Genomic DNA, 26,527 nt, shown 5'->3' with positions numbered 1-26,527 from the left:
ACGCATATTAATCCACATTTAAGTAGGTTGGAGCTGCAAACTGATAAACCTCAGACTCTGTTCTTGCTTCTCGCATAATTCGATTCATCTCAATAACAATTTCAGGATAATCTGAAGCAATATTTTTAGTTTCACCCGGGTCGGTGCTTAAATCATATAACTCGATTGATTTCTCAGGTTGTTTTAGGACATTATATTTAACAGCTTTCCAATTGTCCTTACGGATGGCTATGCGTCCTCCTTTTTCATGAAACTCCCAATACAAATAGTCATGTTTCTTTTGATTCGACATACCAAACAGCGTTGGCAAAAATGATATGCCATCTATGTCTCCCTGTAGATCCATTCCAATCATATCGGCAATGGTGGGCATCACATCCCAAAATGCAGAGATATGCTCTGTTGTACTTCCGGGTTTGATTTTACCAGGCCATTGTGCTATCATTGGCACATGAATACCACCCTCGTATAAATCACGTTTATATCCTTTGAATTGGGCATTGCTGTTAAAATAATCGGGATCGGCACCACCTTCCTGGTGAGGGCCGTTATCAGATGTGAATATGATAATCGTATTATCAGCAATACCAAAAGCATTCAGTTTATTCACTATTTCACCAACCTGCTGATCCAATAGCGTCACCATAGCTGCAAACGTTGCATGGCAATCTTTCTGCGAACCATATGGTCCCTGACGATAGTTTTCACCCTCATCAGTTCCTTTATATTGCTTTTCAGGTAATAATTTCCCTTTAAAGGCATCAATGTTTTCCTGTGGCATTAACAGCTCTGCATGCGGTATTGGCGAGGCATAGTACATAAAAAACGCATCATCTTTGTTGGTTTCTATAAAATGCATGGCTTTATCATGAATCAGTTCAGCCGCGTAGTCATTTTGCTCAGCGCCTTTGTTACCCTCTAGTATAACCTTTGTCTGATTATGCCATAAATGATAAGGGTAGTAATGGTGCGCTAATCGCTGGCAGTTATAACCATAAAATTCGTTGAAACCCTGCTTATTCGGGTCGCCCTCAGACCCTGGATATCCAAGCCCCCATTTTCCAAATACACCCGTTTTATAACCGGCTTCCTGTAACATCTCTGCCATGGTGTAAGTACTGTCGGGCAATGGATACTGTCCTTCAGGTCGGACTTCCTTGTTACCTCTAATAGCAGTATGGCCAGTGTGTTGTCCGGTTAAAAGTGCAGAACGAGAAGGGGCACAAACTGTTGAACCCGAATAATGCTGAGTAAACACCATTCCATTCGCAGCTAACTTATCAATATTAGGTGTTTGGAATTTTGACTGACCATTAAAACCTACATCGCCATAACCTAAATCATCAGCCAGGATATATATAATATTAGGCTGTATGCTATTTGTTGCATCCTTTGAGGAGTTGCAAGATGAGAAGCCAGCTAAAATAACCAACAAAAAAAATAATCTATTTATGGTTTTCATATTTCCGTATTTAGTTAGCCTCTTTTGTCTTTCCTCTCACAGTTTCCGACAGATGCAAAAGGAAAGACAAGAAGCTTTAATAATCTCTATCTAATTAGTAATAATCTTTATTTTGCCCGTATTAAGGTTATCGGCGTAAGCTTTTATACTTACCTTACCAGCTTTACCCTTTTCACTTTTGATGATTAACATACATAAACCATTAAACGCTTTGCGATAGTGAGCCTGAAAAGGTTCTGTAGTGGCAGCATTACCATTACCAACAGCGGCAATAGTAGCAGGCCCTTTAATATCAAAATGTATTAGATTATCAGCCATAGGGCAGAAATTCCCTTGTTTATCTTCAATGCGAACGGTAATAAACGATAAATCATAACCATCAGCTTCGATAATCTTTCTGTCAGGCAATAAATTTATTTGTGCCGGCTCTGATGCAGTAACAATGGTCTTACTTGCCGCTACTTCTCCATTATTATAAGCTATTACTTTCAATTCACCCGGCTCATACTTCACATTCCAATTTATTCGGTAAGGAGAATCCCAGGTTGTCTGGGGCTTTTTCCACCAATTAAATACAGATGGAATGGTTGTCTTGTCTTTTCCCATTACCTTTTTACCAAGTGATTTTCCATTGAGAAATAATTCTGCTTCATCACAATTGGTATAGCAAAATACCGGAATGGTATCATGAGGTGAGTCCTCCCAATTCCAATGCGGCAGGATGTGTACCATTGGTTTGTCAGTCCAAACACTTTGATAAAGGTAAAAACGGTCTTTCGGAAAACCACATAAGTCAACGATACCAAAGTAGGAGCTTCTGGAAGGCCAGTCTCCTGTCCACTTCCCATGGGTATGGTTATCCTGTCCGTTATAAGGCGTTGGTTCGCCCAGATAATCAAATCCCGTCCAAACAAACTCCCCTAATGAGCGCGTCATGGTTTGTTGGGCATCAAACTCAAAATCTGGAGGATAAGCCCATGGCGGACTAATAATATCATAACTGCTAACCTGCAACGATTCGTGTTTGTCGTAATTTTCCAACGGCAAATGATAAACCCCTCTTGAACTCACACACGAAGAAGTTTCAGAGCCGTAAACAATCCAATCGGGGTGTTCGGCCAGCAGATTATCATACTGTGTTGGTTTATAATTAAATCCAACCAAGTCAATGGCTTCGGCGAGGCCATTCTTCACGCAAGCCGGATACATATTAAATCCAGCCGTTACCGGCCTGGTTGGGTCTTCATCATGACAAATAGCTGTTAATGAACTGGCCACTTTACCTCCATGTCCCAATCGTTGTTCTACAATTTCATTACCAATGCTATACATGACCACTGAAGGATGATTTCTATCACGCTTAATCATATCACGTAAGTCTCGCTCATGCCATTCGTCCCAATATTTGTGATAGCCGTTTGCAGTCTTTGGTGCTTTCCAACAGTCAAAGGCCTCAATCTGAACCAGGATGCCCATTTTATCACATAGTTCCAGCTGTTCGGGTGAAGGCGGGTTATGGCTGGTGCGGATGGCATTAACACCCATCTCTTTCATAATCTCCAATTGACGTTGCGTAGCCCGATAGTTGACTGCCGCTCCAAGCGGTCCTAAATCATGGTGTAGGCAAACGCCTTGAAACCGTACCTGACGACCATTAAGTAAGAAACCTTCCGTTTTAGAATATTCAATGGTACGTACCCCAAACGTTGAGTTGTAGGTATCAACTGTGGTTCCATCTCTTATTATGATTGACTTTAGCTGATATAAATGTGGATTGTCCTGTTCCCACAATTGTGGTGATTGTATTTCAATTTCCTGCTCTACTATGATTTGCTCCGAATCCAATTTCAAATCAGACTCAGCTGTAGCTACAATTGTCCCTTTGTGATCCATAATCTGCGATAGAAGACGGTAGTTACCTGTCTTATCAGTTGTCCTGCAGATAGTTGTTGATACTTTTACAAGAGCAGATTTAGAAGACACTGTTGGCGTCGTGATATAGGTACCCCAATGGGCAACATGCACCGGATTTTTAATCTCCATCCACACATTACGATAAATACCAGCACCAGGATACCATCGGGAAGATTGTTCTTCTGGGGCTACTTTTACAGCCACCACATTATCATGACCATATTTGAGATAAGGGGTTAAATCAGCCTCAAAACCGATGTAACCATAGGGTCTGTAGGCCACACGATGGCCATTAATATAGACCTCTGCATTACTCATCACACCATCAAACTCCAAGTTGACGATTTTACCCTGATACGATTTATCTAACGAAAAGCGCTTTCGATACCATGCCGTTCCTGATACCGGCAAACCACCCGTACGGGCATTGTGCTCTTCACTAAAGGGTCCTTCAATCGCCCAATCATGAGGCAAGCTCAAGACTCGCCAACCATCATCATTAAACTCAATCGAACTTTCTTTACCTGTTTCACCTATACAGAAGCGCCAATTCTGATTAAATGGAATTCGTTCTCTTTTCTCAAGCCCATGACTAGAAAAAACGATTAAAAAAAGAACTATAAAACTTATCGTATATCTCATCTTTATTTTTTTAGCACTAATTACTTCTCAGAGCTTTAATTACTGTGCAGAACTGCAATGGATAACGCAGGTATAACTACTTCTGCGATTACTTCACACAACACTCTTAACTCCATCTTAGTCGACTCCTCAAAATTCTTATCTAGAGGATTTTCACCTTGTATCCCCGAAAAGTTTAAGCTGCTTAATTTCGATGGCATATTTTGTATTTGAAGCACTACTCTTGATGGAACAGTATTCTTATTCATTAAAAAGACGCTACACTCTTTATTACCTTCATCAATACTGGCATAAGTACGTATGTATGGTGAGTTATTACTCGTATGAACACAATGTTTCATAAAATGCTCATTTACTATTTTAATTACCTCTGCAGTTGGCTTACGTGCATTATTGTCAACTCGTAAGAGTACCGATACATCGTCTGATTCATCATCCTGATAACCTTTCCAGGGTGAATGAGTTCCCCAGTTATAGATGTATGAAACATTGGGCATATTCATCTCATTCATCAGCACCTCAAACCACCATAAGGCCTTGTATACATTATTGATATTCCCCATCCCTTGACCTGATGGCGAAACACCGGTTTCTGTGATCAGTATTTCCATGTCGGGTTTTGATGATTGATGCACCGCATTTCTCATCTTGATAACATTGGGAATGAACGGATCATTGTATTCCTTCCATAACTCATAGTTTTTACATGATTCCTTATAAGCCCACAAGTATTGGTGACATGATGTAAAATCAATTAAATCGGGAGTTTGTGTAATAATCTTTTTGAAGAAAGCTACATTACTAAGGATGCCAGGTCCCACTTTTATATTTGGATCAACGGCTTTCATAGCAGCAGAAATTTGTTGGTAAGCATCAACATACTCGTCTTTACTAATAAGTTTTGGATGATGATCTACTTCATTGCCAATTTGCCAGTATCCAACCTGATAGTTCTTTCGTTTAGCATACTTTACCCATTCAGCTGCAGAAGTAACCAATTCATTAAGAGTTGGTCCTCCTTTATACTTGAATGACAAAGCATTTACTACAACAAGTGGTTTTATATTTAAACGAGCACACAAGGACATGTATTCGTCAAAATCCATAGCTGACATAAATGTGCCATCTTCATTTGTTGCCCAGTCCCATTGTGCAGGCGTTTGCGTTTTAGTTGCAACTGCAGGCTTCAGTCCATTTTGTGTATTATCATATGGAGCAGTATGCCATAGGTAATTATCAGCCAGGTGACCATATGGAAACCTTAAAGAGCCACACCCCAGTTCATTTATTGCTTCAGCAAATGATTTGTGAGGATTGGGTCTTTTTATATCTGAATCAAGCAACCAACATAAATTGGCTGAAGCTGCTCCTTCAGGAGTGGTACTTTTCATTATTTTATTGAAATCAATCCTGATAGTATCCTGTGAATAAGACAACCCAGGCAAAAAAGCAAGCAGCAAAAATAAGTTTAGGAAATGATATTTTTGTAAATTCATAAGGTCCGTATTTTGGTCTCCGCTTAACAAAACAAGCGGAGACTATACAGCTAATCAACATCGTTATGATGTATTAAGCCAGATAACGTTCAAGTTAACTTAGTTTGTAATAACAACTTTAGTTAAAGAGTTTTGAGGCAAACTTAACTTTACCCTGGATGTAGATTCTATGTTTGCTACTGTTTGAACTATTTCACTTGACGTCCCATCTTCAGAACTTATTAACGAATTAGCCGTAACCATTTTAGCAGTTATACCTTTTAAATCAATGCCTGTACTTAATGGTACTTCATTTTGATTTTTATTCACAAGATACATGATTAGCTGATTGTTTTCGTCGTCCCAAATGGCCACATCATAAACACCATTGATAAGAGATGAACACCTTACCTGCATTTTGCCCATGGCATCGCCAAACATTTCAAAAACTTTAACGGCTGGGTTCTCGCTGTAGTTATCAGTTGGATCTAATAAATAACGATTAACAGAAGGTGCATATGTTTCTGTAGGCCAATGCACACCCCAGAAGTTAGCCATAAATAAACCACCATCAATAAATTGGGAGAATTGTTCAGAAATCATCAAGGCAGATTCAAACTTGGATGGTGTTTCAGCTGGTGATGCAGCCGGACCTAAGTTCCATTCGTTGGATGCCAGTTTTATGTGTGTATGGCCAGTACGGTGAAGCAATGGTGTAAACTCCATTATTTCTCTAAAATAACTTAAACCATTATACCATTGATTTTTAGTACTCATTGGATAACTGTTAACCCAACGATTAAAGGTACCTGTTCCAAACTCCCAATACCAATGAACCTCCATGATATTAATATTTTCACCAGCTAATGAAATAAGGGTTTCCATACCTGATAACTGTGTAGAAATATGGCTATCCCAATTGACAATGGTTTCAATGTTTGGATTTACCGCTTTCATTGCCGGCACATATAGGTTAATCTGTTCCGCATATTCTGCTGGTGTCATTCTATAGTTGGCACCAGAGTGGTAGGCCTCGTTATCCAAATACCAGTATTTGACTTCATATCCTTGATCTTTGCAATACTGCACCAGGGCAACTGCCTCATCTATACCATCTTGCACTCGATTGTATTTCATGCCGGAACCCATGTTAATTCCCAGCATTGGCTCAGCACCTATGGCAATAATGTTCGCCATGTATTCATCAACATCCATAAACTCAGTAGCCGGCATATCGTCACTCGGATCATAATTTGGGTCCCAATTATCTTTCCATCCTTGTCCATTAAGGTTGTTCCAATGGTAACGGTTCACAACGGCACCCCCCGGATAACGAACAACACCAGTATTCATGCGTTTAAACATCTCTGGCAACTGTCCAGAACCATTTTGCCACATGGCATCTTTTTCAAAACAGTAGATATTGTTGAACCCCATCAGCAAAGGACTAACAATCCCCTTCTCTTCATTTAAATCCACCATTATATCATAGGTGGTATCATTTAATTTCGGAGTTTCTATTGTATCTTCTTCACAAGCACTAAATCCAATGGTAAAGAGTAATGCTGCAGTATATATATATAAACGATTCATTTTTTCTAGTTTAAAGATGAATGGCAACAGTCGTTTTTATACAGATACCGTTGCCATACATTACTAATTAGTCAACTTTAACGACTTTGAAATTCTTGATGTAATATGGATTTCGTGTGTTATAGCCAGCAGAAAGCTTTAAGCTAAATGCATCAATTTCGTTCACTGCTACATCACCTGTTCTATAACCCCCTGCTTTTTTAATATCCATGGTTACTGAATGCCAGGCATTGGCAGATGGCAGTGTCGCTGTATATGTCTCAAATATACCAGCTTTGTCATTTTTGTATTTAGCAAAATTGGCTAAATAAATATCGAAAGCTAATGCTGATGGCAAATCACTTGGTGCATCCGGGGTAGCCGTATTGTCATAATACACATCGAATTGAATTGCTCTTTTACCTGCCAGTATATCATTGATATATACTTCGGGGATGGCTACACCCAGATTAGCAATCACATTTGTAAAACCACTGTTCTTAATTACTTTAACAGCTTTCTCACCCTCCGGCGCATCTGCATTTACGGTAAATACAGAATTAAACTTAGTCTCATCGGTTAACCAAAGTGCCCGTAATGTATAATTATCTATTTCATGATCGCCTGATGAAGTGATTTTTGCCGCAAAATTACCACCATTCTGGTTAGGAATTGGCTCATCGACAAACTCTTCCAAACCACCCCCCAAATCAACCACTAAAAACTCAGGAGCCAAACGCCCTTCTCCCTTAGCTACGACCTTTTGAGCTGCAACGGTTACACCATCTTCATCAATCACCGAAAATACCAGCGACGTATCTTCAACATCCGGCATCACGAAGGTGTATGTGACATCTTCTTTTAACTGGCCATAAGGAGACGTATGCACTTGCTCATTATTTAATAGCATACCTACCAAACCAGCCTCACCTTCTAGATGAAATGAAAAAGGATAACCATCTTCAATCATAATAGAAACGGTATCAGGCATTTCTTCAGTAAAGGCAATGGTAGGTGCCGGATAACTTGGTAGTCTGGTTTCAAAGGTTGGCTCTGTTTCTTCACAGGCGAAGGAAACTATCGCCAGGAATGTTATAAGAGCTATATAATTTAACGCTTTCATATTCTTTCGTTTAGTTAGTTTTTACCATCCAAAATTCTGGTCTAAATTCCGATTAATTTCTCTCGCAGTAAATGGTATGGGATAGAGATAATTACGCTCTGATGGATACAGATAACCCGATCTATCACCATTTGAGTTACCAGGCTCCAATAGCACACCCAATCGTACATAATCAAACCAACCATGTCCTTCTCCAGTCAATTCCCATTTACGCTCCTGTAATATTTGTTGACGCAAGGTTTCCTGATCGTCTGTTGTTAATGGCTCTAAACCAGCTCTGACACGTACATCATTAATTCCCATTGTTTTATTGGCCGCATCCAATTCATTTAATGCTTCAGAATACATTAGTAAGACATCAGCATACCTTAGAACCGGGAAATCACAACCATAATCTTTACCATCAATGGCACTGAAGTTTGGATCCGGACCTTCCTGAATATCACTTAAGAACTTGCGAAGGTGAGGCGCTACAAGAGGAGAAGTTGGGTATTCTATTGTTGCTCCATTACCGTCGATATATGAAGTCATAAAAGAGGCATCGCGTCTTTGATCTCCAGCAGGATATGAATTAAAGAATTCAATAGGTGTTCCTGCTGATTTCCATTCAACCAGTGCAATTCCAGAACCTTTCGGTACCCATACTGGTGTCCAGGAGTTACCTTCGCCACCTTCCCAACCTCCTGTGCCTGCCATATATTGCACCGAGAATACAGTTTCTTTACCATTGGGATTATCCACATCAAAAACATCTTCGTAAATATCTTCCAACTTGTAAACATTCAGGTCTATAACCTCTTTTAATTTATCTGCTGCTAACTGATAATACTGATTATCACCCTTTTCAAGCTCTCCACTCACATAATTCAAAGCATAACCAGCCATAGTCAGGTAAACTTTACCTAAAAGAGCTTTAGCAGCACCTTGGGTAGCTCTACAAGCTTCCTCCTGAATCACAGGCAAGTTTTCTTCCGCATACATTAGGTCATTAATGATTTGGTCATAAACCTCTGCTCTTGGAACTTGCTCCATAAATTGATTCTCATCGATGGTAGTTGTCTCTGAAGTAATTAAAGGAATATGCCCGAAGAAACGTACCAAATTGAAGTAGTTAAGTGCTCTCAGGAATTTAGCTTCTCCAATAATTCGATTTTTGGTTTCTTCATTGTTAAAGCTAATAGCTGGCACACGTTCAATAACTGAATTGGCACGATTATTTATTTTCCAGGCTATGTTCCAAAACGGATATAAATGCTTGTTTTCATCATCCTCATAGGTATAGCGATCGAAAGCATCTGACCAGAAACTATAATGCATTTCTGTTGGATAATCGGCCAGATTCCACATGGTTCTGCCATAATAATTCTCTGCCTGAAAACCATCATACACACCATTCAAAGCTGCAATAGCATCAGCTTCTGTTTTGTAAAAATTAGCAGGGCCTAGTTGACTGTACATCTTCTCATCAAGGAAGCTATCCTCGCACCCAAATGCAGTCAAAAGAATCACTACACAAAAACTATATATTAATTTTATCTTATTCATGACGTTGATTATTATTAAAATGTGACACTTAGACCCATTGAATAAACTCTTGGCATTGGGTAAGCAGCGTTATCCACACCCAGGTTAGTCGCACTCTTACCGCCGGTATTTACATCAGGATCAAAACCAGAATAATCTGTTAGTGTAATTAAATTTTGCCCTGACACAAAGACTCTGGCTGCCTGAATATTCTTTATTCGCTTAACAGGTATATTATAAGAGAGATTCACATTCTGAAGCTTGATATAGCTTCCGTCTTCAATATTTGGCATGCTTCCAACACCGCCCATTCGCATAAATGAGGCATCTGGATTTTGTGGTGTCCAGCTATCCAAGACTACACGATCAAGATTGTTTCGCATATTACTCACCTGCTGTAAGTAACTACCCGTTCTGTTTAGAATATCATTACCCTGACTACCGGTAATGAAAACCGATAAGTCAAATCCTTTAAAAGAGAAGTCATTTGTGATACCAAAAATAAAATCCGGGTTTGGATCACCCAATATTGTCCAGTCTTCTCCAGAAATCTTGCCATCAGGAATGCGATTTCCATTTTCATCAAAAGCACCACCAATATCAGCATATCTTACATCTCCGGGTTGAGCAGCAGGCATCACCAAACTACCATCCGGATTCATATAGGCATATACCTCATCCCAATCTCTAAAAATACCTTCAAACTGTCTTCCGCGGAATACACCTACTGGTAATCCTACTCTCCATTGATTTGCCTCATCATCCAGAGCAATTATTCTGTTTCTGTTGAATGATATATTACCAGACACATTCCATTTGAAGCTTCCTTCCGTGATTGCTCCAAAAACAGAAATTTCCAAACCTTTGTTTTCCAACTCACCTGCATTTGTCATGGATGAGCCATAACCAGACATTGGATCCAGTTTTTTATTCCAAAGTAAGTCTTGTGTACTTTGTTTGTAAACATCTAAAGTTAAGCTTAAGCGATTATTTAATAAACCTAAATCAAAACCGAAGTTAGTTGTTGTCGTATATTCCCATCCTAAATCAGGATTACCTAGGGTACTAGGATAAACAGCTGTTTGAACTGCTTCATTAAAAGGATAGCCTCCAATACCTAGTATCACTTGTGATTTGTATAGGCCGATATTTGAGTTACCAGATAGTCCGTAACTGGCTCTTAACTTCAGATTTGAAATGGCTGCTATGTTTTCCTTTAAGAAATTTTCTTCCGACAAACGCCAGGCAATGGCTCCTGAAGGGAAGAACGCCCATCTGTTATCTTTTGATAACTTGGATGATCCATCATAACGTCCAGTAAAGGTTACCAGGTACTTTTCATTCATATTATAGTTAATCCTTCCAAAGAATGATTCCAATTGCCAGGCTGTCTTCCAGGATGTAGGGATACCGTGTTCCTCGGCTGCAGCCATGTTATTATACATTAACACATCAGAAGGAAAACCAGTACCATTCATCCCACTAGCTTCAGCTTCTTCCCATTCACGAGAATAACCTGCCATTACATCCAGCTTATGAATGCCCCATTGTTTTTTATAATTCGCAATATTATCACTTACAAAGTGATCAATCTTATTATTGTCCAGAGAGGCACGACCTCCTACTAAGACTCCGCTTATCGTTGTTGTAGGTGTGTAATTGTATCTTTTTACATGTCTGACATCAACACCATAGCTTAATTTGATATTTAAGCCTTTAAGGGGAGTGATATTTGCAAACAGAGAACCAATGGCTCTATCTGTAAGTCGTTTATTGGTTATTTCTTTTGCATTGGCAACTGGATTTTCAATCCCTTGTGCACCCGGGAAGTTATTGGCTGTATAATTACCATTAATATCGTAAACCGGTAAAACAGGAGACATTTTAATGGCTGCATTAATTGTTCCGCCACCTGACTCCATATTGGTATTTTCGCCAGAGCTATTGGTTGTGTACCTACTAATGGTTAAGTTATTGCCAACTGATAGCCACTTATTAATTGTTACATCCGTATTAACTTTAAATGACCCTCTGCTAAAATCACCACCCAAAATAACTCCTTCGTGATCAAGGTAATTACCCGAAAGCGCATATTTTACATCTTTCGTTCCTCCTGTTATGCTTACCTGATGATTCTGTGCAAAACCTGTTTGAGTAATTTGATCTATCCAGTCAGTACCTTCTCCAATCGTTTCCGGAGATGGAAAATAGCGATTGTCTCCAACATAAATGGGATCACTGCCTGTATTTACTAACCACTCGTTAAATTTATAGGCAAATTCCTCACCGTTTAACAAATCCAAACCTTCTTGTATTTGCTCGAATTTAAAATAATTGGAATATTCAACTCGTGCTTTTCCTTCTTTACCTCGTTTCGTTGAAATAAGAACAACACCGTTTGCACCTCTAGAACCATAAATCGCCGTTGATGATGCATCCTTTAATATCTCCATCGATTCAATATCTTCCGGATTGAAAGAATTCAATGTTCCCTCATCAACAGGAATACCATCTACCACATAGAGAGGCTGTATGGAACTATTAATAGAGTTACCACCCCTGATGATAACACTTACACTTCCTCCTGGTGCTGCTGATGATGTTTTAACCTGTACACCTGCAGCCCGGCCTTGTAGAGCTCTATCGAAAGATTGTACTGGCATCTTAGTAATTTCTTCGGCTTTTACGGATGTTACAGAACCCGTCAAATCACTTTTCTTAACAGTACCATATCCAATGGCAACGACTTCTTCCAGCCCAATCATGTCTTGAACTAACTGAATGTCTATCGTTCCGTCTCTGTCAACTTTTCTTTCTTCCTTTTTAAAACCTATAAAAGAATAAGTTATTTCAGCACCCTCACTAACTTCTAAGTAATAACGACCGTCAATGTCGGTTATCGTCCCGTTAGAAGTTCCCGTTTCAATCACAGACACACCCGGTACAGGAATACCTTTATCATCTGTTACTGTGCCATCCACTTTATATTGAGCACCAATATCAACAAATGACACAAGTGCTATATACAGTAATAGCAGAGTTTTTTTTGTTAATTTCATAAACTTGGATTTAATTATTTAAAGATAAATTTTTATTGTCATCAGGGTTAAATAAATCAAGCCACTAATAATTATTAATGAGATGATTTTTTCTAACCGGAAATGATTTTTGGTTATTTTTTTCATTTATTCAAACATTTGATTCTGTGACAAACCTAGCTATTAGACAGCTCATAAACATTGACAGAAACTACAATATAATAGCACACAGAACACAAATCTGATTTGTGCTATATTTTATCTATTCTGTGCTATTATCGCTCATTCCGTACTATTCTTTAGTTGTTTATGGTTTATCGTCTTCGATCGTTTCGTCATACTTTAACCATTAGACAGGCAATAACAAAAAGCCACATTAAATCAATCATTTTAAAGCAATAATTATGAAAAAATCTAGACTCCTTATTATGGCCATTATGGCAATGTTTTGTTCATTATCTTTCGCTCAAACCACATGGTATGTTAGTACAAATGGTGATGACGAAAATAATACTGGTAGTGAATCATCTCCATGGGCTAGTATAAAAAAAGCCATTAACACTGCACAAGCTGATGATATTATACAAGTAAAAGCAGGAACCTATACAGAAGTCAATATTACTGTTAGCAAAAACCTGACAATTATGGGAGAATCACCAGCTACAACCATTGTACAGGCAACAGGAAGCAAGCCAGACGGTGCTGGTACAGGGAAAGCACCTAATCAACGTGTATTTATGATTAGTGGTTCAGTAAGTGCAACTCTTAAAGACATGAGCATTCGCTATGGAAACCTAAGCGGTGGTGTTGGTGGTGGCATAAACACACAAGGTAATGCCGTTTTATCAATTGAGAATTGTAATATCTATGATAACTTTACTGATCGCGCTGCTGGTGGTATTGGCGGGTATGGAAATACAACTATCAAAAACTCATCAGTTTTTGACAATACAGCTGAAGGAAATGGCGGAGGTCTGGCATTCTTTGGCGTATCACTTTCTATGGAAAACTGTGTTGTATACCGAAACCACTCTAACTTAAAGGGTGGTGCCATTTCTATCACTAATACAGGAGGGGTTCTTTCTTTAAAGAATAATACTATAGTTAGCAATACTACAAATTCTGATGGTCGCAAAGGTATTTTTACTGAGAATTCAACCTGTTCTGCATTAACGAATAATATCTTGTTTAATGCTTCTTCTGCTGGTACAGATTTCGGTTATGACGGTAGTGTAAATCCAGTGGCAGCAGCTACTGTTAAGAACAATATTGTTTCAAAATGCTGGTTAGCTGAAATCAGGAACGAAGCAAATAGCATCACATGGGAAACTGCAACAGCAGTAACTGAGTCAAACCTCAAACTAGGAAGCTTGCAAGATAATGGAAGTGGACTACAAACTTTGGCTCTACAAGTTGGCAGCATCGCCATAGATGCAGGAGATGCCACAACAGCCACATCTACAGATATTCATGGTAGTAGCAGAACAGGCACTCCTGATATAGGGTCATATGAATACACCCCAGCGACCAACATTGAACAGGTGAGTGTTAAAACAAGTGTGGTACCAAATCCTAGCAGTGGAACATTTAATATCGAAGTGAATGAACTTTCAAATGGAAACGTTGATATTTATACTTTAAATGGCAAGCTTGTTCATTCAGAATCAATCACATCAGGACGTACTTCTATCACATTACCAGCGAACATTAACGGACTGGTATTTATAAAAGTAAGTGGTGAAGGTTATTCAGAAGTATTCAAACATATTGTGCGCAAGTAAATAAGTATTTATAAAAAGGTCCATGCAGTATAAAGCTGCATGGACCTTTTTTTATCACCTAAATCATAAGAATATGAAAAAGATTATACTCATTTCTATTTGCTTAATATTTCTGTCAATATTTATCCAGGCACAGATTCAAATCAACATTGACGGCACTCAAAAAAAGCACACTATCAGCCCAATGATTCAAGGGCACGGACTCGTTTATTCACATGAAGCCGATAGCATCTACACAGATGGTCAAATGGCACAACTCTTCAAAGATGTAGGAGCCGGCTTTTTGCGTTGGCCAGGGGGGACAGTAGTTACCCATTATCATTGGAACGACCTGAACGGTAATGGCTGGTCTGATAATTGGGATCCCAACTACAACACAGCTAACGATGCCGATCCTGCCCATTATATGGATCTGGATGAATACATGACTTTATGTGCCGCATCAGGAGTAGAACCTATGTTAGGCATTAATATGAGTTCCGGGATAGAATGGAACAGGCAGAGTGATGGATTAAATGAAGCTGTTTCTCTCATTAAATATTGCCAAGGTAAACAATTTGATGTTCGCTATTTTTATTTAGATAATGAGACCTACCATTCTGGCAACCTTTACAACAAGGACCCTGACAATGATGGAGAGTCGTGGACAGCATCCAATTATGCTGCTCAGTTAAACATCTATGCAGATTCCATCAGGAAATACGTACCTGATGCCAAACTCATTGCTAACTGGTCGAATAAAGTCAGGACAGATAATGGTTTCACAACTATAATCAATACTGCGGGAGATAACATAGACTTTATTGACATTCACTGGTACTGGCGGTGGGATGAAGCCAGCTGGGATTTATGGAAATCTCAAACACCCATTCAATTTGAAAACCAATGGTACAATGGAGGCACCTATATAGAAGAGATTGAATACTTTAATAACCTAACAGCTCAACTTAATAAACCGCATATTAAGATGGCCGCTTTAGAATGGAACCTTGGACCCGGCCCCTGGCAAACAGATACCAATCATAGTAAGTTTAAAACAGCCTTAATGCAATCTGAAATGCAAATGCAGATGATGCAAGGAGGTTTGGAGCTAGCAGCGTTATGGTCAACTCAATGGCCAGGAACTGTTGATGCGGATGATCGTTTTTTAGTAGACCCGGATGATGGTTATGCGGCTAATCCCACAACAACAGTGTTTGAACTGTATAAAAATGCATTGAATGGAGAATTAGTTGAGAGCACTAGTGTTGATAACAACATAATGCTGACAAGCGTTATTCAAAATAACAAAAGCGCATTCATATTCTTGTTAAGCAAAAAAGATAATGACAGCAATATTGAGTTTAATATTGATGGTTACGACATCCTATCTGTCAAACAAGCCGTAAGATTCAAAGACCCTGGAATACTACAGAATATAACTTTATGGCAAAACAGCAGTAACTATCTGGCTACCATTAAAGCAAATACTTTAACTATGATAGAGTTTGAAGTAGAGCAATTGAATCTAATTGATAACGGTAGTTTCGAAAATGGTATAGATAAATGGAATACATGGAATAGCGTAACGGCTGGTTATGAAACTATTTATGGTAGTGGTTCCTTGCAACTGAACGGTAATGCTTCCACCTATCAATGGGCACAGGTACAGCCTTCGACTACTTATACATTGTCAGCATTTGCCAAAGTTGATGACCCAACTGTTAAGGTACAATTAGGCGTAACAGACCATACCCTTATAGATATCGATGATACTTCTTTTACTTTGCACCAACTGATGTTTACAACTGGTGCTAATACTGATTCAGTTAAAATATATTTTTGGCGACCACCGGGAGGAACCGGTTCTGCATTATTGGATGAAGTTGTCTTAAAAGAAACAGCATACATCCTTAATCCGTCATTCGAAAAAGGATTACATGCCTGGAATACCTGGCAAACTGTTGTAGAAGAAAATACCGAAGTTGCGGAAGGATTAAAAAGTTTGAAATTAGATGGTAATTCATCCGCTTATCAATGGATATCGATAATGCCAGAAACCTCGTACGAAGTAACATTTCAAGCTAAAGTTGATGACCCAACGGTACCTGTTACCTTTGGCATCCAAAAACCGGATGGAAACAATTATTCCACTATCAATATTGATGCTACCAACTATACTTCATACACACTTGATTTCAGAAGTGAAGCTGGAGCAGAACAAACTAAACTCTTTTTTTGGCGACCACAAAACTCACAAGGAGGTGCTTATTTAGATGATTTGCAAATAATCGAAGATTTAAGCTTAAAAAGTGCAACACCAGTTGAGGAAGTTAATCTGAATGACAATAAGGTAAAAATATGGCCAAATCCTGCAACAAGTCATTTAAACATAAATTGCTCTTACATGGCCGAAAATGTCCAAATTACGCTTTATGATATTTCAGGAAGACTACTATTAAGCAAAGTATTTTCTGTTACGGATAGTCCAGCCTAAATTGATATTAGCCAAGTTCCAGCAGGCATTTACATAGTAAAACTCATTGATAGCAGAAATCAAAATTTTCATGCCAAACTAAAGATTGATTAGATTGATTTTCTTTACACATTCATTGACTCCCGATAGAAATGTCGGGAGTTTTTATTTGTATTCCTTTGGAGAAACACCATACAAGGCCTTAAAACTTCTGGTAAAGTATGACCGGTGATTAAAACCTACCATGTGCATCACATCGGTTACATTTAAACCTTCCTCTTTTAGTAGTTGAGCTGCTCTTTTCAAACGAAAAGTTCTAATAAACTCTGTAGCTGACTGTCCTGTTAATGCTTTTACTTTTCGATAGAGATTTGTGCTATTAAGTGCCATTTTTTCAGCCAGCAACGTAACGTTTAACTCAGGATTATCAATTTCTTGTTCCATATGCTTCTTCAGTTCGCTCAGAAACTTTTCATCTAATGAGGTCACAGTAATTTTAGAGGGCTCCAGTTGAAGCTGCTGGGCATAAACTGACTTAAGTCGTTTTCGTTGCTCAATCAGATTCTGTATCCTCACAAGCAAATATGCCATGTTAAATGGCTTCTGTATATAATCGTCTGAACCAATTTCAATTCCCTCAATCTGACTTTCAATACCTCCTTTTGCGGTTAGGAGAATAAATGGAATATGACAGGTTCTAAGATCACCCTTAATCTTATGACATAGCTCGATTCCATTCATGAGTGGCATCATCCAGTCAGATATAATAATATCAGGACTTGTTTTAATAGCATTATTAAATCCATCCTGGCCATTCTCAGCAACCGTTACTTCATAATTATCCTGGAGACCGCTTACAAGAAATTCACGCAAGTCAATATCATCTTCAACCACCAACACTTTTAAGGCTTTACTATTTTCGTCAGTATCATGTTGCTGTTCTACAATGGATTCTGCTTCTTTTTCTTCATAAGCATTCGAATACACCTTATCACTATTCATGGTCTTAACAGAACTCTCATTATTAAAGGGTAATGAAAATGTAAAACAACTCCCTTTACCAGGCTCACTTTCCAATGTAATTTTACCCCCTTGCAGAGTTAGATAATCTTTAACCATTGATAAGCCAATTCCTGTGCCTTGCTGGCTGCTATAATTATTTGAGCCTAAAGTATGGAAACGGTTAAAAATATTTGCCTGTTCCTCTTGAATTATTCCATCACCATTATCAATGACTGAGATTAGAATCTCATTTTTTTTCTTCGAAGTTAATCGACCATCTTCAACTTTAATTTTAATGGCACCTCCATCGGGAGTGAACTTAAACGCATTAGACAATAAATTCACCATTATTTTTTCCGTCTTCTCCATATCAAAATTCATCATAAGCGACACTTCCGGAGAATCGTATTGCAAAAGCATATCGCGACGTTCAGCTTCACTTTTGAACTGAGAAATGATTTTATTGATAAACCTAATTATATCATATTCCTGAAGGTTAAGAATCTCGCCTCCAGTCTCAATTTTACGTATATCAAGAATTTGATTGACAAGTTTTTTTAACTTATCTGTATTCCTCTGGACTAGAATTAGAGATTTCTTTACTGATGTATCAAGGTCTTTTGATAAGAGTTCATCAACAGGACTACTTATTAGTGTTAATGGGGTTTTAAGCTCATGAGAAATATTGGTAAAGAAACGTGTTTTAATTTCAATCAGTTCTTCACTTTTTTGTCGTTGAAGAGTTTGAAAGCGTATATCGCTTAGGTGTTTTTCTCTTGCAATCAACATGCGACGGGATATGACAAATAAAAGCACAATTAGAGCTATATACAATAAAATGGCCCATGTTGAAAAATAAAATGGTGGATTAATTTTTATGGTCATTATCCTTGCTTCACCCCCATACACCCCATATTTGTTCGAAGCTTTAACTTTTAGCTTATACTTACCAGGCCTCACCTGGGTGTACGACACATAGTTAATGTTTGATTTGGTGGTTTTCCACTCATTATCAAACCCTTCAAGCATATATTGATAATTACAAGCATCTTTAAAACTGTATTGAAAAGAAGAGAATCCTATTGAAAATGTGTTCTCACTGTAATCAAGTTCTATATACTCGGTTTCATCAATGTGCTTTTCAATGATCTTTCTCTCATTCTTTAATAAATATGGTTTTATTTCATCATTATGTATTGAAAAGGATGTCCAATGTACTTTGGGAATATTTCTATCAATATTTAGAGTATTTGCATTTAAAGAAACAAAACCTTTATTTCCACTAAGCACCATTAAATCATCTTCCAGCAAAGTTATATTTGTTAATGAAGTTAATCCTAGTATTACATTTGGAAAACAGTTTAATTTTTGAGTTTTTAAGTCAAACGAATGAAAACTATTTCGAGCAACAAAATAAACGATTGAATCAGAAACAGCGACACTACTAATGCTATTTGGTATCTGCTTCATTATTCTGAAATGCTCTTTTTTTGCCTCATAATAAAAAAGACCTTTATTAGTTGCTATCCATCTAATTCCATTTTCATCAACAAAAAAATGCGATACAAATTGAGGTTCTCTAATAACTGAATCGTTTTCAAAGCGTTCGATGGTACCCGTAACCATATCCAACCTGTTAACTCCTTTGTTTGTTGCTGCCCATACATCACCATACTGATCAATATCAATATCATATACCTTGTTGGATATCAATGAATTTTCATTGTCTGGTTGGTGTCTGTAATTTATAAATTCAAGCTTATTGTTATCCTTTTGAATTACTTTATAAATACCCTTGTTGAATGTTGCTAACCAAAGCGTTCCCTCAGAATCCTTATCAATGCAATTTATATAATTTGTTTCCAGATTCCTGTTACCTGATTCTTTCGCTACATAGGTATCAAACTTCCCACTCATACTATTAAATGTGTTCAGGCCACCAGCAGTAGCAATCCAAACTTTATCATTTTCATCACAAAATACATCGTTAACCTTATTGTGAAGTATTGTTGGGGGTAAGTAACGTTTATACTTTTGCAAGTCCTTGCTATAGTGAATCAAACCTTCATCTGTTGCAATCCAGATTTCTCCATTTCTTTGTTTACTGATTTTATTAACTTTAAACTCTCCCTGAAGGGATTCTGCATTTGGATATACCTTATTTCGTAAGATTTGTTGTTTATTCATGTATACCTTGTCAATGCCTTTATCAGTGGCCAACCAAAGGTTATTAAGTTTATCCAGATAGATTTGGTTAATTACATTGCTAGATGGAGAAAAGGTATTCTTATAATCATGATAATAGTTTTCGAAGTTGTTGTCAGATGTTAGAAGATTCAAACCTAAATCTGTTCCTAACCACAGGTTTGAGTCTTGTAAACAAATGGTTTTCACAACACTATTACTAATGGAGTTTCCATCATCGTTATGAACAAATTGAACAAAATTATTTTCAAATCTATCAAATAAACACAAGCCCGTTTCTGTACCTACGGCCAAGATACTATCTGAGTGAATTGTATATGGTTGAATACTTAGAATTAAGTTATTTCGATGATTAATTGAATCTGATGTTTGAAGCCGATATTGAGTAAACTCTTTTCTCTTCCTATCTAATAGATTCAATTTATTATATGTTCCAATCCACAATCGCTTATCCTGATCTTCATAAAAACATCTAACAACATTGTGACTAAGACCTTTGTTTAAACCTGTTTGATGGATGTAACGCTCAAGCATATTCAGTTTCTGATCATATATAAACATACCTTCCTCAGTTCCAATCACAACTTCTTCATCAGAAGTAAGGTATAATGCCCTACAAATTCTATCACCCAAATAGCGGTCATTGATCCGTTTTGTTAGCTGTCTACTTTTATCATAAACAAATACACCATTATTCGTACCCACCCAAATTTGATTATCTGCATCTTCAAGCAAAGCACTTACAAACCCAAATCCTTCTCTTACACCTGCACTATTTACATTTTCAATAGCTTTTATATCATAACCATCATAACAGATTAAACCACTTGAAGTCCCGAACCAAATCATTCCATTATTATCTTCCAAGATACAATGAACCTTTGCATTCATTATACCTGGTGGCAGATCGATATGTTCAAATTTTAATGTATTGTCTGCAATGGCTTTGCAGGTAAAATTGATGATGAGAATGGTAAGAATTATCTTAATACGGTATGATACTAGCATAATTCAAAAATAATCATTTAAAAGGATTTTTAAGGAAATCAAAGATGTATTACCACTTCCAAATCAAATAGACTATATAGTTTTATATATTTATGAACCTGACTGTTAGTGTCCATCTATCAAAAACTAACTTTCATACTCTCAAAAGGTAAAATCGTGAGAGTAAAAAATCCACGCCCAAAGGACGTGGCATTGAGATAAGCCCATAGGTCATTAAATACGAATATAAATCATTGAAGCCATTACGTATGATTGAATTTCTAAAATACAATTAATGCAAAATGTAAAGCTTCTCTGACCACGCTCATAGAACGTGGTTTTTTAATTTAAACTAAATTTAGAAAACAGTTTATGAAAATAGTAGAGGAAAATGTCTCTCCAAACGGTGGTTTTGTGACACTGAACAAATTTTGACAGATTAAATATATTCCCAAGAAAAACATCAACTAACACACTAGAGCCTTGATTATCAACCTATCAACCCCTATTGGATATATTACACAGAATCACTTACGACTCTGATTGTCAGTCAATTAACCTCACTTACCGATACAGAGTTTTCTAAGCTTTATAAATGAGGCATCTATAGGGCTTGAGTTGTAAAAATAGTGTAATGAAATTTTAAAATTTCTGAACAGTGTTTCATCGGTGTTAATTTAGCCGGTTATTTCACCTCAAAAGGGGAGGATTGTCAAGTTTTAAGAATTGTAACATCCAATTTTCTAAAATCTAATCTCTTTAAATATACCCAATGTTAATAATTTCCAGCTTGGTAATAATGTGATTTAGCCATGATTTTTAACCTGTCAATTATCTTGAAGTAAAAAGGATTGTGATTATGCCACTCTGCAACAAAGGCAAAGAATCTGAATTTAGCCCTGTTCTCATCTACAAAATGAAATACTTTACCCTGGAAGTTCTTATTACCTTTATACATGATATTCTCTTGAAAACTATTCGCATACCTCTTTTTCAAAATGGGAATATCCTCATTAAGGACTTCTTCAAATATTACTTCATGCCAGTAATCGTGTAACTTCATATCAATAAAAAAATCCATTTTTTTTGCTTTAATGATATATTAATAATCCTCACAGGTCTTCCTGATGAATAACTAAAGGCATCGCCTTTACCATCTATTACTTGAATAAAATCTCCTTGCTTTTGCTTTAAATAAGGAATGAATTCATCACAATCTTCAAGTTTTGTCGATAGTTTCGGAAATTCTATTTTCATTCTTTTACTATCAAACTTATAATAGTATTCATTCATATTTGTAAGTTTTATTCATTATCAAAGATAAGTACACTACCAAAGATATAAAGAAGAAATAGCATCCCTTATATTACGGATCCACAATTATTTGAAATAAATTGGTTGAGGTGGAAAATAAGGAGCAAATACTAATTAAATATAAGTATATTTTAGGTGTGTTATGCTCATGTCTATTTACAATTAGATCTTAAGGAAGTGATAGATGTTTTTTTTTGTATCACGTCTTATGGGGTATACGAATTAAAAATAACAGAATGGTTTTCAAACCTCACAAAGAAATGTTGAGAATGTAAGAATAGTATTTGAGCTAAATATTTTCGTTTAATTAATTGTATATGACAGAATTTTGAATAGTGTTTGATTTCGATAATCAATAAATTGATTTAATGTTTCTATATTTGCTTCCCGAAAATCTAAATGAAATGACTGAACTTGGCATCTTTTTAAGTAAGAAATCAATAAAAAAAGCAGAAGTTGCTAGACGAACAGGAATTAGTACATCGCGTTTGAGTGAGTTAACTTTAAATCCTACAACAAAGCTTAGAGCAGATGAATTGTATTTGATTGCTCTTGCAATTGATTTAAATCCGTGTGAGCTTTTAGAAGCAGTTTGTGGTCATATAACTCTTAAAAGATAAGAGGATGGTTAATAATGCTAAGATTGAACAGCTAAAAAGAAAATTGAGTGAAGAATTGGTTAAAGACAATTCTGATAATAGTTTAATTATTTCATTATCAAATGAGATTGCTAGTCTAGACGAAAAGCTTGTTCGTTTTTCTGTTGATGCTGGTATAATTAACCGATTAGGAAAAGAATTGGTCGGTAGACATGAAACGGCAGTAGCAGAGTTGGTTAAGAATGCTTATGATGCAGATGCCACCACAGTAGATTTGTATTTTGAAAATACTGAAAAAAAGGGAGGAAGGTTAACTATCATTGATAACGGTCATGGTATGACTAGAGATCAATTAATATTTGGTTTTATGAAGATTTCATCAAGTGACAAGATTCATAATCCTAAATCACCACGATATAACCGAACTAGAGCTGGACAGAAAGGCATAGGACGATTTGCTACGCATCGACTAGGAAACTACTTGACAATTATTTCTCAAACAAAAGAGAATTCAGAAGCGATTAAAGTAGAAATTGATTGGGCTGATTATAAAATAGATCAGGATATTAATTTAATCTCTAATAAATTAGAGTGGATTCCTAAAGATCGGCTTGAAGGTACCATAATCATAATTGATGATTTGCGTGATATTTGGTCAGAAGGGATGTTAAAGAGAGCATTTAGGTATGTATCAGAGTTGCTCCAACCGTATCCATTATCAGAATTGGTCAAGGAAAATACAAAAGAACCCGGGTTCAAAGCAAGTTTTTATCAAGGAAACATTGACAACGCAGAGCCAATTGTTGATGTCAACTCAGAATTTTATAACTATGCTACTGCAATAATTGAAGGGTATGTAGATAGTGTGGGTGATGGGTATTATTCTTTATCAAGTACCTATTTTAACTTTCCTGAGGATTTAATTGAGATAGGAGCAAACTCAAGAAATGAAAAATACAAACCTTTTAAATTTCTCAGAAATATCCATATAAAGATTTATTACTTTATATATTATTCAGGATTGATTCCGAAGCAGTCTGAAACCATTATCAGGAGAAATGCCGAAATATGGGGAGGAATTCGATTATACAGAAATGGTTTTAGAGTTTTACCATATGGAGAAGTTGATAATGATTGGTTAGGACTAGATGCTTCGGTGCGTAGAAGAGTTATTTTAGCACCTCATGGTAATAATAACTTTTACGGATTTATCGAAATTAATGATTCTGAAGGTGTTAATTTTCAGGAGCTATCAAGTAGAGAAGGTTTATTTGAAAATGATGCATTAAAAGAGTTGAGAGATTTTACTTATAAAGTAATAACTGATGCTGCTATAAAAGTTTCCGCTGAAAGGGGAAAGAAATCACAAACAACACAAAAAGATTGGGAGCCTAAAAAACCAAAGGAAATTTTAGATGATGTTGCAGCAAAACTTGAAAAGGCTGCTGAAAAAAAGGAACAAGAAGAAAAGTCAGATGATAAAAAGTCTAAGACTGAAGAAAATGATAACGATTTCTCTTCAAATGATTTTCGTGATTTTGCTCAAAGGATAAAAGATGCAAATTATGAACAGGAAAAAAAGACTAGTGAACTTCTACAGGAAATTCAGTTATTAAGAATACTATCTAGCCTTGGATTAATTATTGGTGAGTTTATTCATGAAATCAAACACCATTTAGATGCATTTGAACTTGATATACACGCTTTAATTAGAGATCATTCTGAAGAACAGGATGTTTTAAAAAAATTAGAGCGATTAGCTTTGAACTCTTCATCATTTAGAACTTATACATCTTATTTTGATAAAGCGGTTTCTGAGAATGTAAATAGAGAGTTGGAGCCAATTGAAATTAGGGATGTTGTTAAGCCTTTTTATAAAGTTGCAGCGCCTAACTGTGAAAGAATCGGAATTGAATTGATAAGCCCGGAATTTAATGGTTATGACCTTTTTACATGTCCAATGCATAAGTCAGAATGGGCTTCAATATTATTTAATTTTTTCTCCAATTCTAAAAAAGCAATTAAGCGTGCAGGAGCAAATGGTAAAATACTGGTACAAGCTGGACGCGTCAACAATCAAATTTATTTAGATTTCTCAGATAATGGTGATGGTATTCCTGTCGAACACCAAGAGAAAGTGTTTGATCCATTTTTTACTACGAGCAGTCCATCAGGTAAATTCGCTGATGAAATTGAAGAAATGACAGGCACGGGGCTTGGCTTGAAAATCGTAAAGGATATCATTGAAGGATATAATGGCGACATTTATATAAGAGAACCAGAAGAAGGGTATGCTACAACTATTAGGGTGATTGTACCCGTTAAAAATGATTAAGCTATGGAGAAAGTACTATATATTGACGATGAAATAAATGGTGGTCGTCCCCAGATTGAAGCAATAAAGGATGCTTTGCAGGCAAATGGATTACTAGAGGTTGAATTATTTGAAACCGCTGATTTGTCCGTAATTGCAGAGCGTATTAATCAGGGTGATATAAAAGCTGTTATTCTTGATTTAGAACTTGATTCTGCTGCAAATTCGAAAGGAGAAAGAGTTCAATATAAAGCACCAACCTTAGCGCAAAATATTAGAGAAAGGTCAATTGATTTAAAAAATCTTGATATTCCTATAATTCTTTGTTCTACTCAAGATAAGATTAAAAGCCTATACAAGAGGGATCTAAGTAGTCATGATTTGTTTGACATGCGTTTTCATAAAGAACAACAAAACTACGATAAAGAATCTAGAAGAATCTACGGACTTATAAAAGGTTATGAATGCATAAACCAAATTGGACTTAATATGGATAAGTTGCTAGATATTAAATACGATAAAATTGATGCTAGAATATACTCGTCTTTATTAATTTCTGAATCCTTGCCTTCTTATAATATTGCACAGGTAATTCTTAAGGATTTAATATATATGAATGGTCCATTGATTAGTCAAGATTTATTGGCAGTTAGGTTAGGTGTTGATATTGAAAGGTCTGAAAAATGGAATATTATAAGAGATGAAGTATTTAAGAATGCAAAATATAATGGAGTGTTCTCTGTTGGTTGGGATCGCTGGTGGATGATAGATGTTTTAGAAGTTTTTAAAGAAATTACTGGTAAGAATCTAGCCATGGTTGATGCAAATGAGCGAGTTAAGTTACTAAAAGAGAAGACTGGCATTTCAGAAATAGTTTATCCAGAAAGAATAGAAAAATCAAATAGTTATAAATTTTGGACTGTTTGTAGAGGATATAATCGAGCCCTAGATCCTCGAGAAGGGTTTAAGATAGTCATGTCCAGAGAGCCTAAGGTCTGGCAAGATTATGATTACATATCATTGGAAGCAGCTCTTGAAAGGGAAGGATTTGACGAAGGTATTAGGTTACATCCTTCAGAAATTGAAAGGTTAAACTTTATCAAGGAGTCTTTGTAGTTTT

Annotated in this window: 15 protein-coding genes; 5 read left to right on the top strand and 10 right to left on the bottom strand. The window is 36.6% G+C overall.

Features of this window, described 5'->3' with window-relative positions; genetic code table 11:
- Positions 1–7: 7 nt before the first annotated feature.
- The 7 genes from ACRD7A_RS01140 to ACRD7A_RS01110 all read right to left on the bottom strand — a co-directional run bounded on the left by ACRD7A_RS01140 (position 8) and on the right by ACRD7A_RS01110 (position 12,771).
- Entirely contained in the window at positions 8–1,462 is a 1,455-nt protein-coding gene (locus ACRD7A_RS01140) for an arylsulfatase (RefSeq protein WP_430809500.1), read from the bottom strand.
- A gap of 90 nt (positions 1,463–1,552) precedes the next feature.
- Positions 1,553–4,018: a beta-galactosidase GalB gene (galB, locus tag ACRD7A_RS01135; RefSeq protein ID WP_430809499.1), complete on the bottom strand. Its 2,466-nt coding sequence runs from the start codon at positions 4,016–4,018 to the stop codon at positions 1,553–1,555.
- A gap of 35 nt (positions 4,019–4,053) precedes the next feature.
- Positions 4,054–5,514, bottom strand: coding sequence for a hypothetical protein (locus ACRD7A_RS01130; RefSeq protein ID WP_430809498.1), 1,461 nt, complete (start codon positions 5,512–5,514; stop codon positions 4,054–4,056).
- Positions 5,515–5,613: 99 nt separating this feature from the next.
- Positions 5,614–7,086, bottom strand: coding sequence for a hypothetical protein (locus tag ACRD7A_RS01125; RefSeq protein WP_430809497.1), 1,473 nt, complete (start codon positions 7,084–7,086; stop codon positions 5,614–5,616).
- A gap of 67 nt (positions 7,087–7,153) precedes the next feature.
- On the bottom strand, positions 7,154–8,188 hold the full coding sequence (locus ACRD7A_RS01120) for a hypothetical protein (protein WP_430809496.1): 1,035 nt from the start codon (positions 8,186–8,188) through the stop codon (positions 7,154–7,156).
- Between the two features lie 21 nt (positions 8,189–8,209).
- Positions 8,210–9,733, bottom strand: a complete 1,524-nt coding sequence (locus ACRD7A_RS01115; RefSeq protein WP_430809495.1) for a RagB/SusD family nutrient uptake outer membrane protein — start codon at positions 9,731–9,733, stop codon at positions 8,210–8,212.
- A gap of 14 nt (positions 9,734–9,747) precedes the next feature.
- Positions 9,748–12,771, bottom strand: coding sequence for a SusC/RagA family TonB-linked outer membrane protein (locus ACRD7A_RS01110; RefSeq protein ID WP_430809494.1), 3,024 nt, complete (start codon positions 12,769–12,771; stop codon positions 9,748–9,750).
- Positions 12,772–13,154: 383 nt separating this feature from the next.
- On the opposite strand from ACRD7A_RS01110, the gene ACRD7A_RS01105 reads away from it, so the two are divergent.
- Both ACRD7A_RS01105 and ACRD7A_RS01100 read left to right on the top strand, forming a co-directional pair.
- Positions 13,155–14,531 carry a choice-of-anchor Q domain-containing protein gene (locus tag ACRD7A_RS01105; protein ID WP_430809493.1) on the top strand — a complete coding sequence of 459 codons (1,377 nt, stop codon included), beginning with the start codon at positions 13,155–13,157 and terminating at the stop codon, positions 14,529–14,531.
- Between the two features lie 73 nt (positions 14,532–14,604).
- Complete coding sequence (locus ACRD7A_RS01100; protein ID WP_430809492.1) at positions 14,605–17,007, top strand: T9SS type A sorting domain-containing protein; 2,403 nt, start codon at positions 14,605–14,607, stop codon at positions 17,005–17,007.
- Positions 17,008–17,151: 144 nt separating this feature from the next.
- Here the strand turns inward: ACRD7A_RS01100 and ACRD7A_RS01095 are convergent, their stop codons facing one another.
- The 3 genes from ACRD7A_RS01095 to ACRD7A_RS01085 form a co-directional block, all read right to left on the bottom strand.
- Entirely contained in the window at positions 17,152–21,201 is a 4,050-nt protein-coding gene (locus tag ACRD7A_RS01095; protein ID WP_430809491.1) for a two-component regulator propeller domain-containing protein, read from the bottom strand.
- Between the two features lie 754 nt (positions 21,202–21,955).
- The gene (locus tag ACRD7A_RS01090; RefSeq protein ID WP_430809490.1) at positions 21,956–22,261 is read right to left on the bottom strand and encodes a hypothetical protein; all 306 of its coding nucleotides are present in this window, start codon (positions 22,259–22,261) and stop codon (positions 21,956–21,958) included.
- Positions 22,240–22,473, bottom strand: coding sequence for a hypothetical protein (locus ACRD7A_RS01085; RefSeq protein WP_430809489.1), 234 nt, complete (start codon positions 22,471–22,473; stop codon positions 22,240–22,242). The genes ACRD7A_RS01090 and ACRD7A_RS01085 overlap by 22 nt, the downstream gene beginning before the upstream one ends.
- 425 nt (positions 22,474–22,898) lie before the next feature.
- On the opposite strand from ACRD7A_RS01085, the gene ACRD7A_RS01080 reads away from it, so the two are divergent.
- Genes ACRD7A_RS01080 through ACRD7A_RS01070 form a run of 3 tightly spaced genes read left to right on the top strand, consistent with a single transcriptional unit; the run spans position 22,899 to position 26,523 of the window.
- Positions 22,899–23,114 (top strand): helix-turn-helix domain-containing protein, encoded by a 216-nt coding sequence (locus tag ACRD7A_RS01080; protein WP_430809488.1) that lies wholly within the window; start codon positions 22,899–22,901, stop codon positions 23,112–23,114.
- 4 nt (positions 23,115–23,118) lie between these two features.
- Entirely contained in the window at positions 23,119–25,428 is a 2,310-nt protein-coding gene (locus tag ACRD7A_RS01075; protein ID WP_430809487.1) for a sensor histidine kinase, read from the top strand.
- A gap of 3 nt (positions 25,429–25,431) precedes the next feature.
- Positions 25,432–26,523: a hypothetical protein gene (locus ACRD7A_RS01070; protein ID WP_430809486.1), complete on the top strand. Its 1,092-nt coding sequence runs from the start codon at positions 25,432–25,434 to the stop codon at positions 26,521–26,523.
- Positions 26,524–26,527 lie beyond the last annotated feature (4 nt).

Source organism: Carboxylicivirga longa (assembly GCF_050589825.1).
Lineage (GTDB): Bacteria > Bacteroidota > Bacteroidia > Bacteroidales > Marinilabiliaceae > Carboxylicivirga > Carboxylicivirga longa.
Note: the sequence above shows the minus strand (reverse complement) of the source record. Positions and strands in the feature narration are given on the sequence as shown.

Bases quoted from the DNA above. Each gene is read 5' to 3' on its own strand.
- ACRD7A_RS01130 (WP_430809498.1), bottom strand. From the start codon at position 5,514: ATGAATTTACAAAAATATCATTTCCTAAACTTATTTTTGCTGCTTGCT.
- ACRD7A_RS01120 (WP_430809496.1), bottom strand. From the start codon at position 8,188: ATGAAAGCGTTAAATTATATAGCTCTTATAACATTCCTGGCGATAGTT.
- ACRD7A_RS01080 (WP_430809488.1), top strand. From the start codon at position 22,899: ATGACTGAACTTGGCATCTTTTTAAGTAAGAAATCAATAAAAAAAGCA.
- ACRD7A_RS01100 (WP_430809492.1), top strand. From the start codon at position 14,605: ATGAAAAAGATTATACTCATTTCTATTTGCTTAATATTTCTGTCAATA.
- ACRD7A_RS01095 (WP_430809491.1), bottom strand. From the start codon at position 21,201: ATGCTAGTATCATACCGTATTAAGATAATTCTTACCATTCTCATCATC.
- ACRD7A_RS01110 (WP_430809494.1), bottom strand. From the start codon at position 12,771: ATGAAATTAACAAAAAAAACTCTGCTATTACTGTATATAGCACTTGTG.
- ACRD7A_RS01075 (WP_430809487.1), top strand. From the start codon at position 23,119: ATGGTTAATAATGCTAAGATTGAACAGCTAAAAAGAAAATTGAGTGAA.
- ACRD7A_RS01140 (WP_430809500.1), bottom strand. From the start codon at position 1,462: ATGAAAACCATAAATAGATTATTTTTTTTGTTGGTTATTTTAGCTGGC.
- ACRD7A_RS01115 (WP_430809495.1), bottom strand. From the start codon at position 9,733: ATGAATAAGATAAAATTAATATATAGTTTTTGTGTAGTGATTCTTTTG.
- ACRD7A_RS01125 (WP_430809497.1), bottom strand. From the start codon at position 7,086: ATGAATCGTTTATATATATATACTGCAGCATTACTCTTTACCATTGGA.
- ACRD7A_RS01070 (WP_430809486.1), top strand. From the start codon at position 25,432: ATGGAGAAAGTACTATATATTGACGATGAAATAAATGGTGGTCGTCCC.
- ACRD7A_RS01105 (WP_430809493.1), top strand. From the start codon at position 13,155: ATGAAAAAATCTAGACTCCTTATTATGGCCATTATGGCAATGTTTTGT.
- ACRD7A_RS01090 (WP_430809490.1), bottom strand. From the start codon at position 22,261: ATGGATTTTTTTATTGATATGAAGTTACACGATTACTGGCATGAAGTA.
- galB (WP_430809499.1), bottom strand. From the start codon at position 4,018: ATGAGATATACGATAAGTTTTATAGTTCTTTTTTTAATCGTTTTTTCT.
- ACRD7A_RS01085 (WP_430809489.1), bottom strand. From the start codon at position 22,473: ATGAATGAATACTATTATAAGTTTGATAGTAAAAGAATGAAAATAGAA.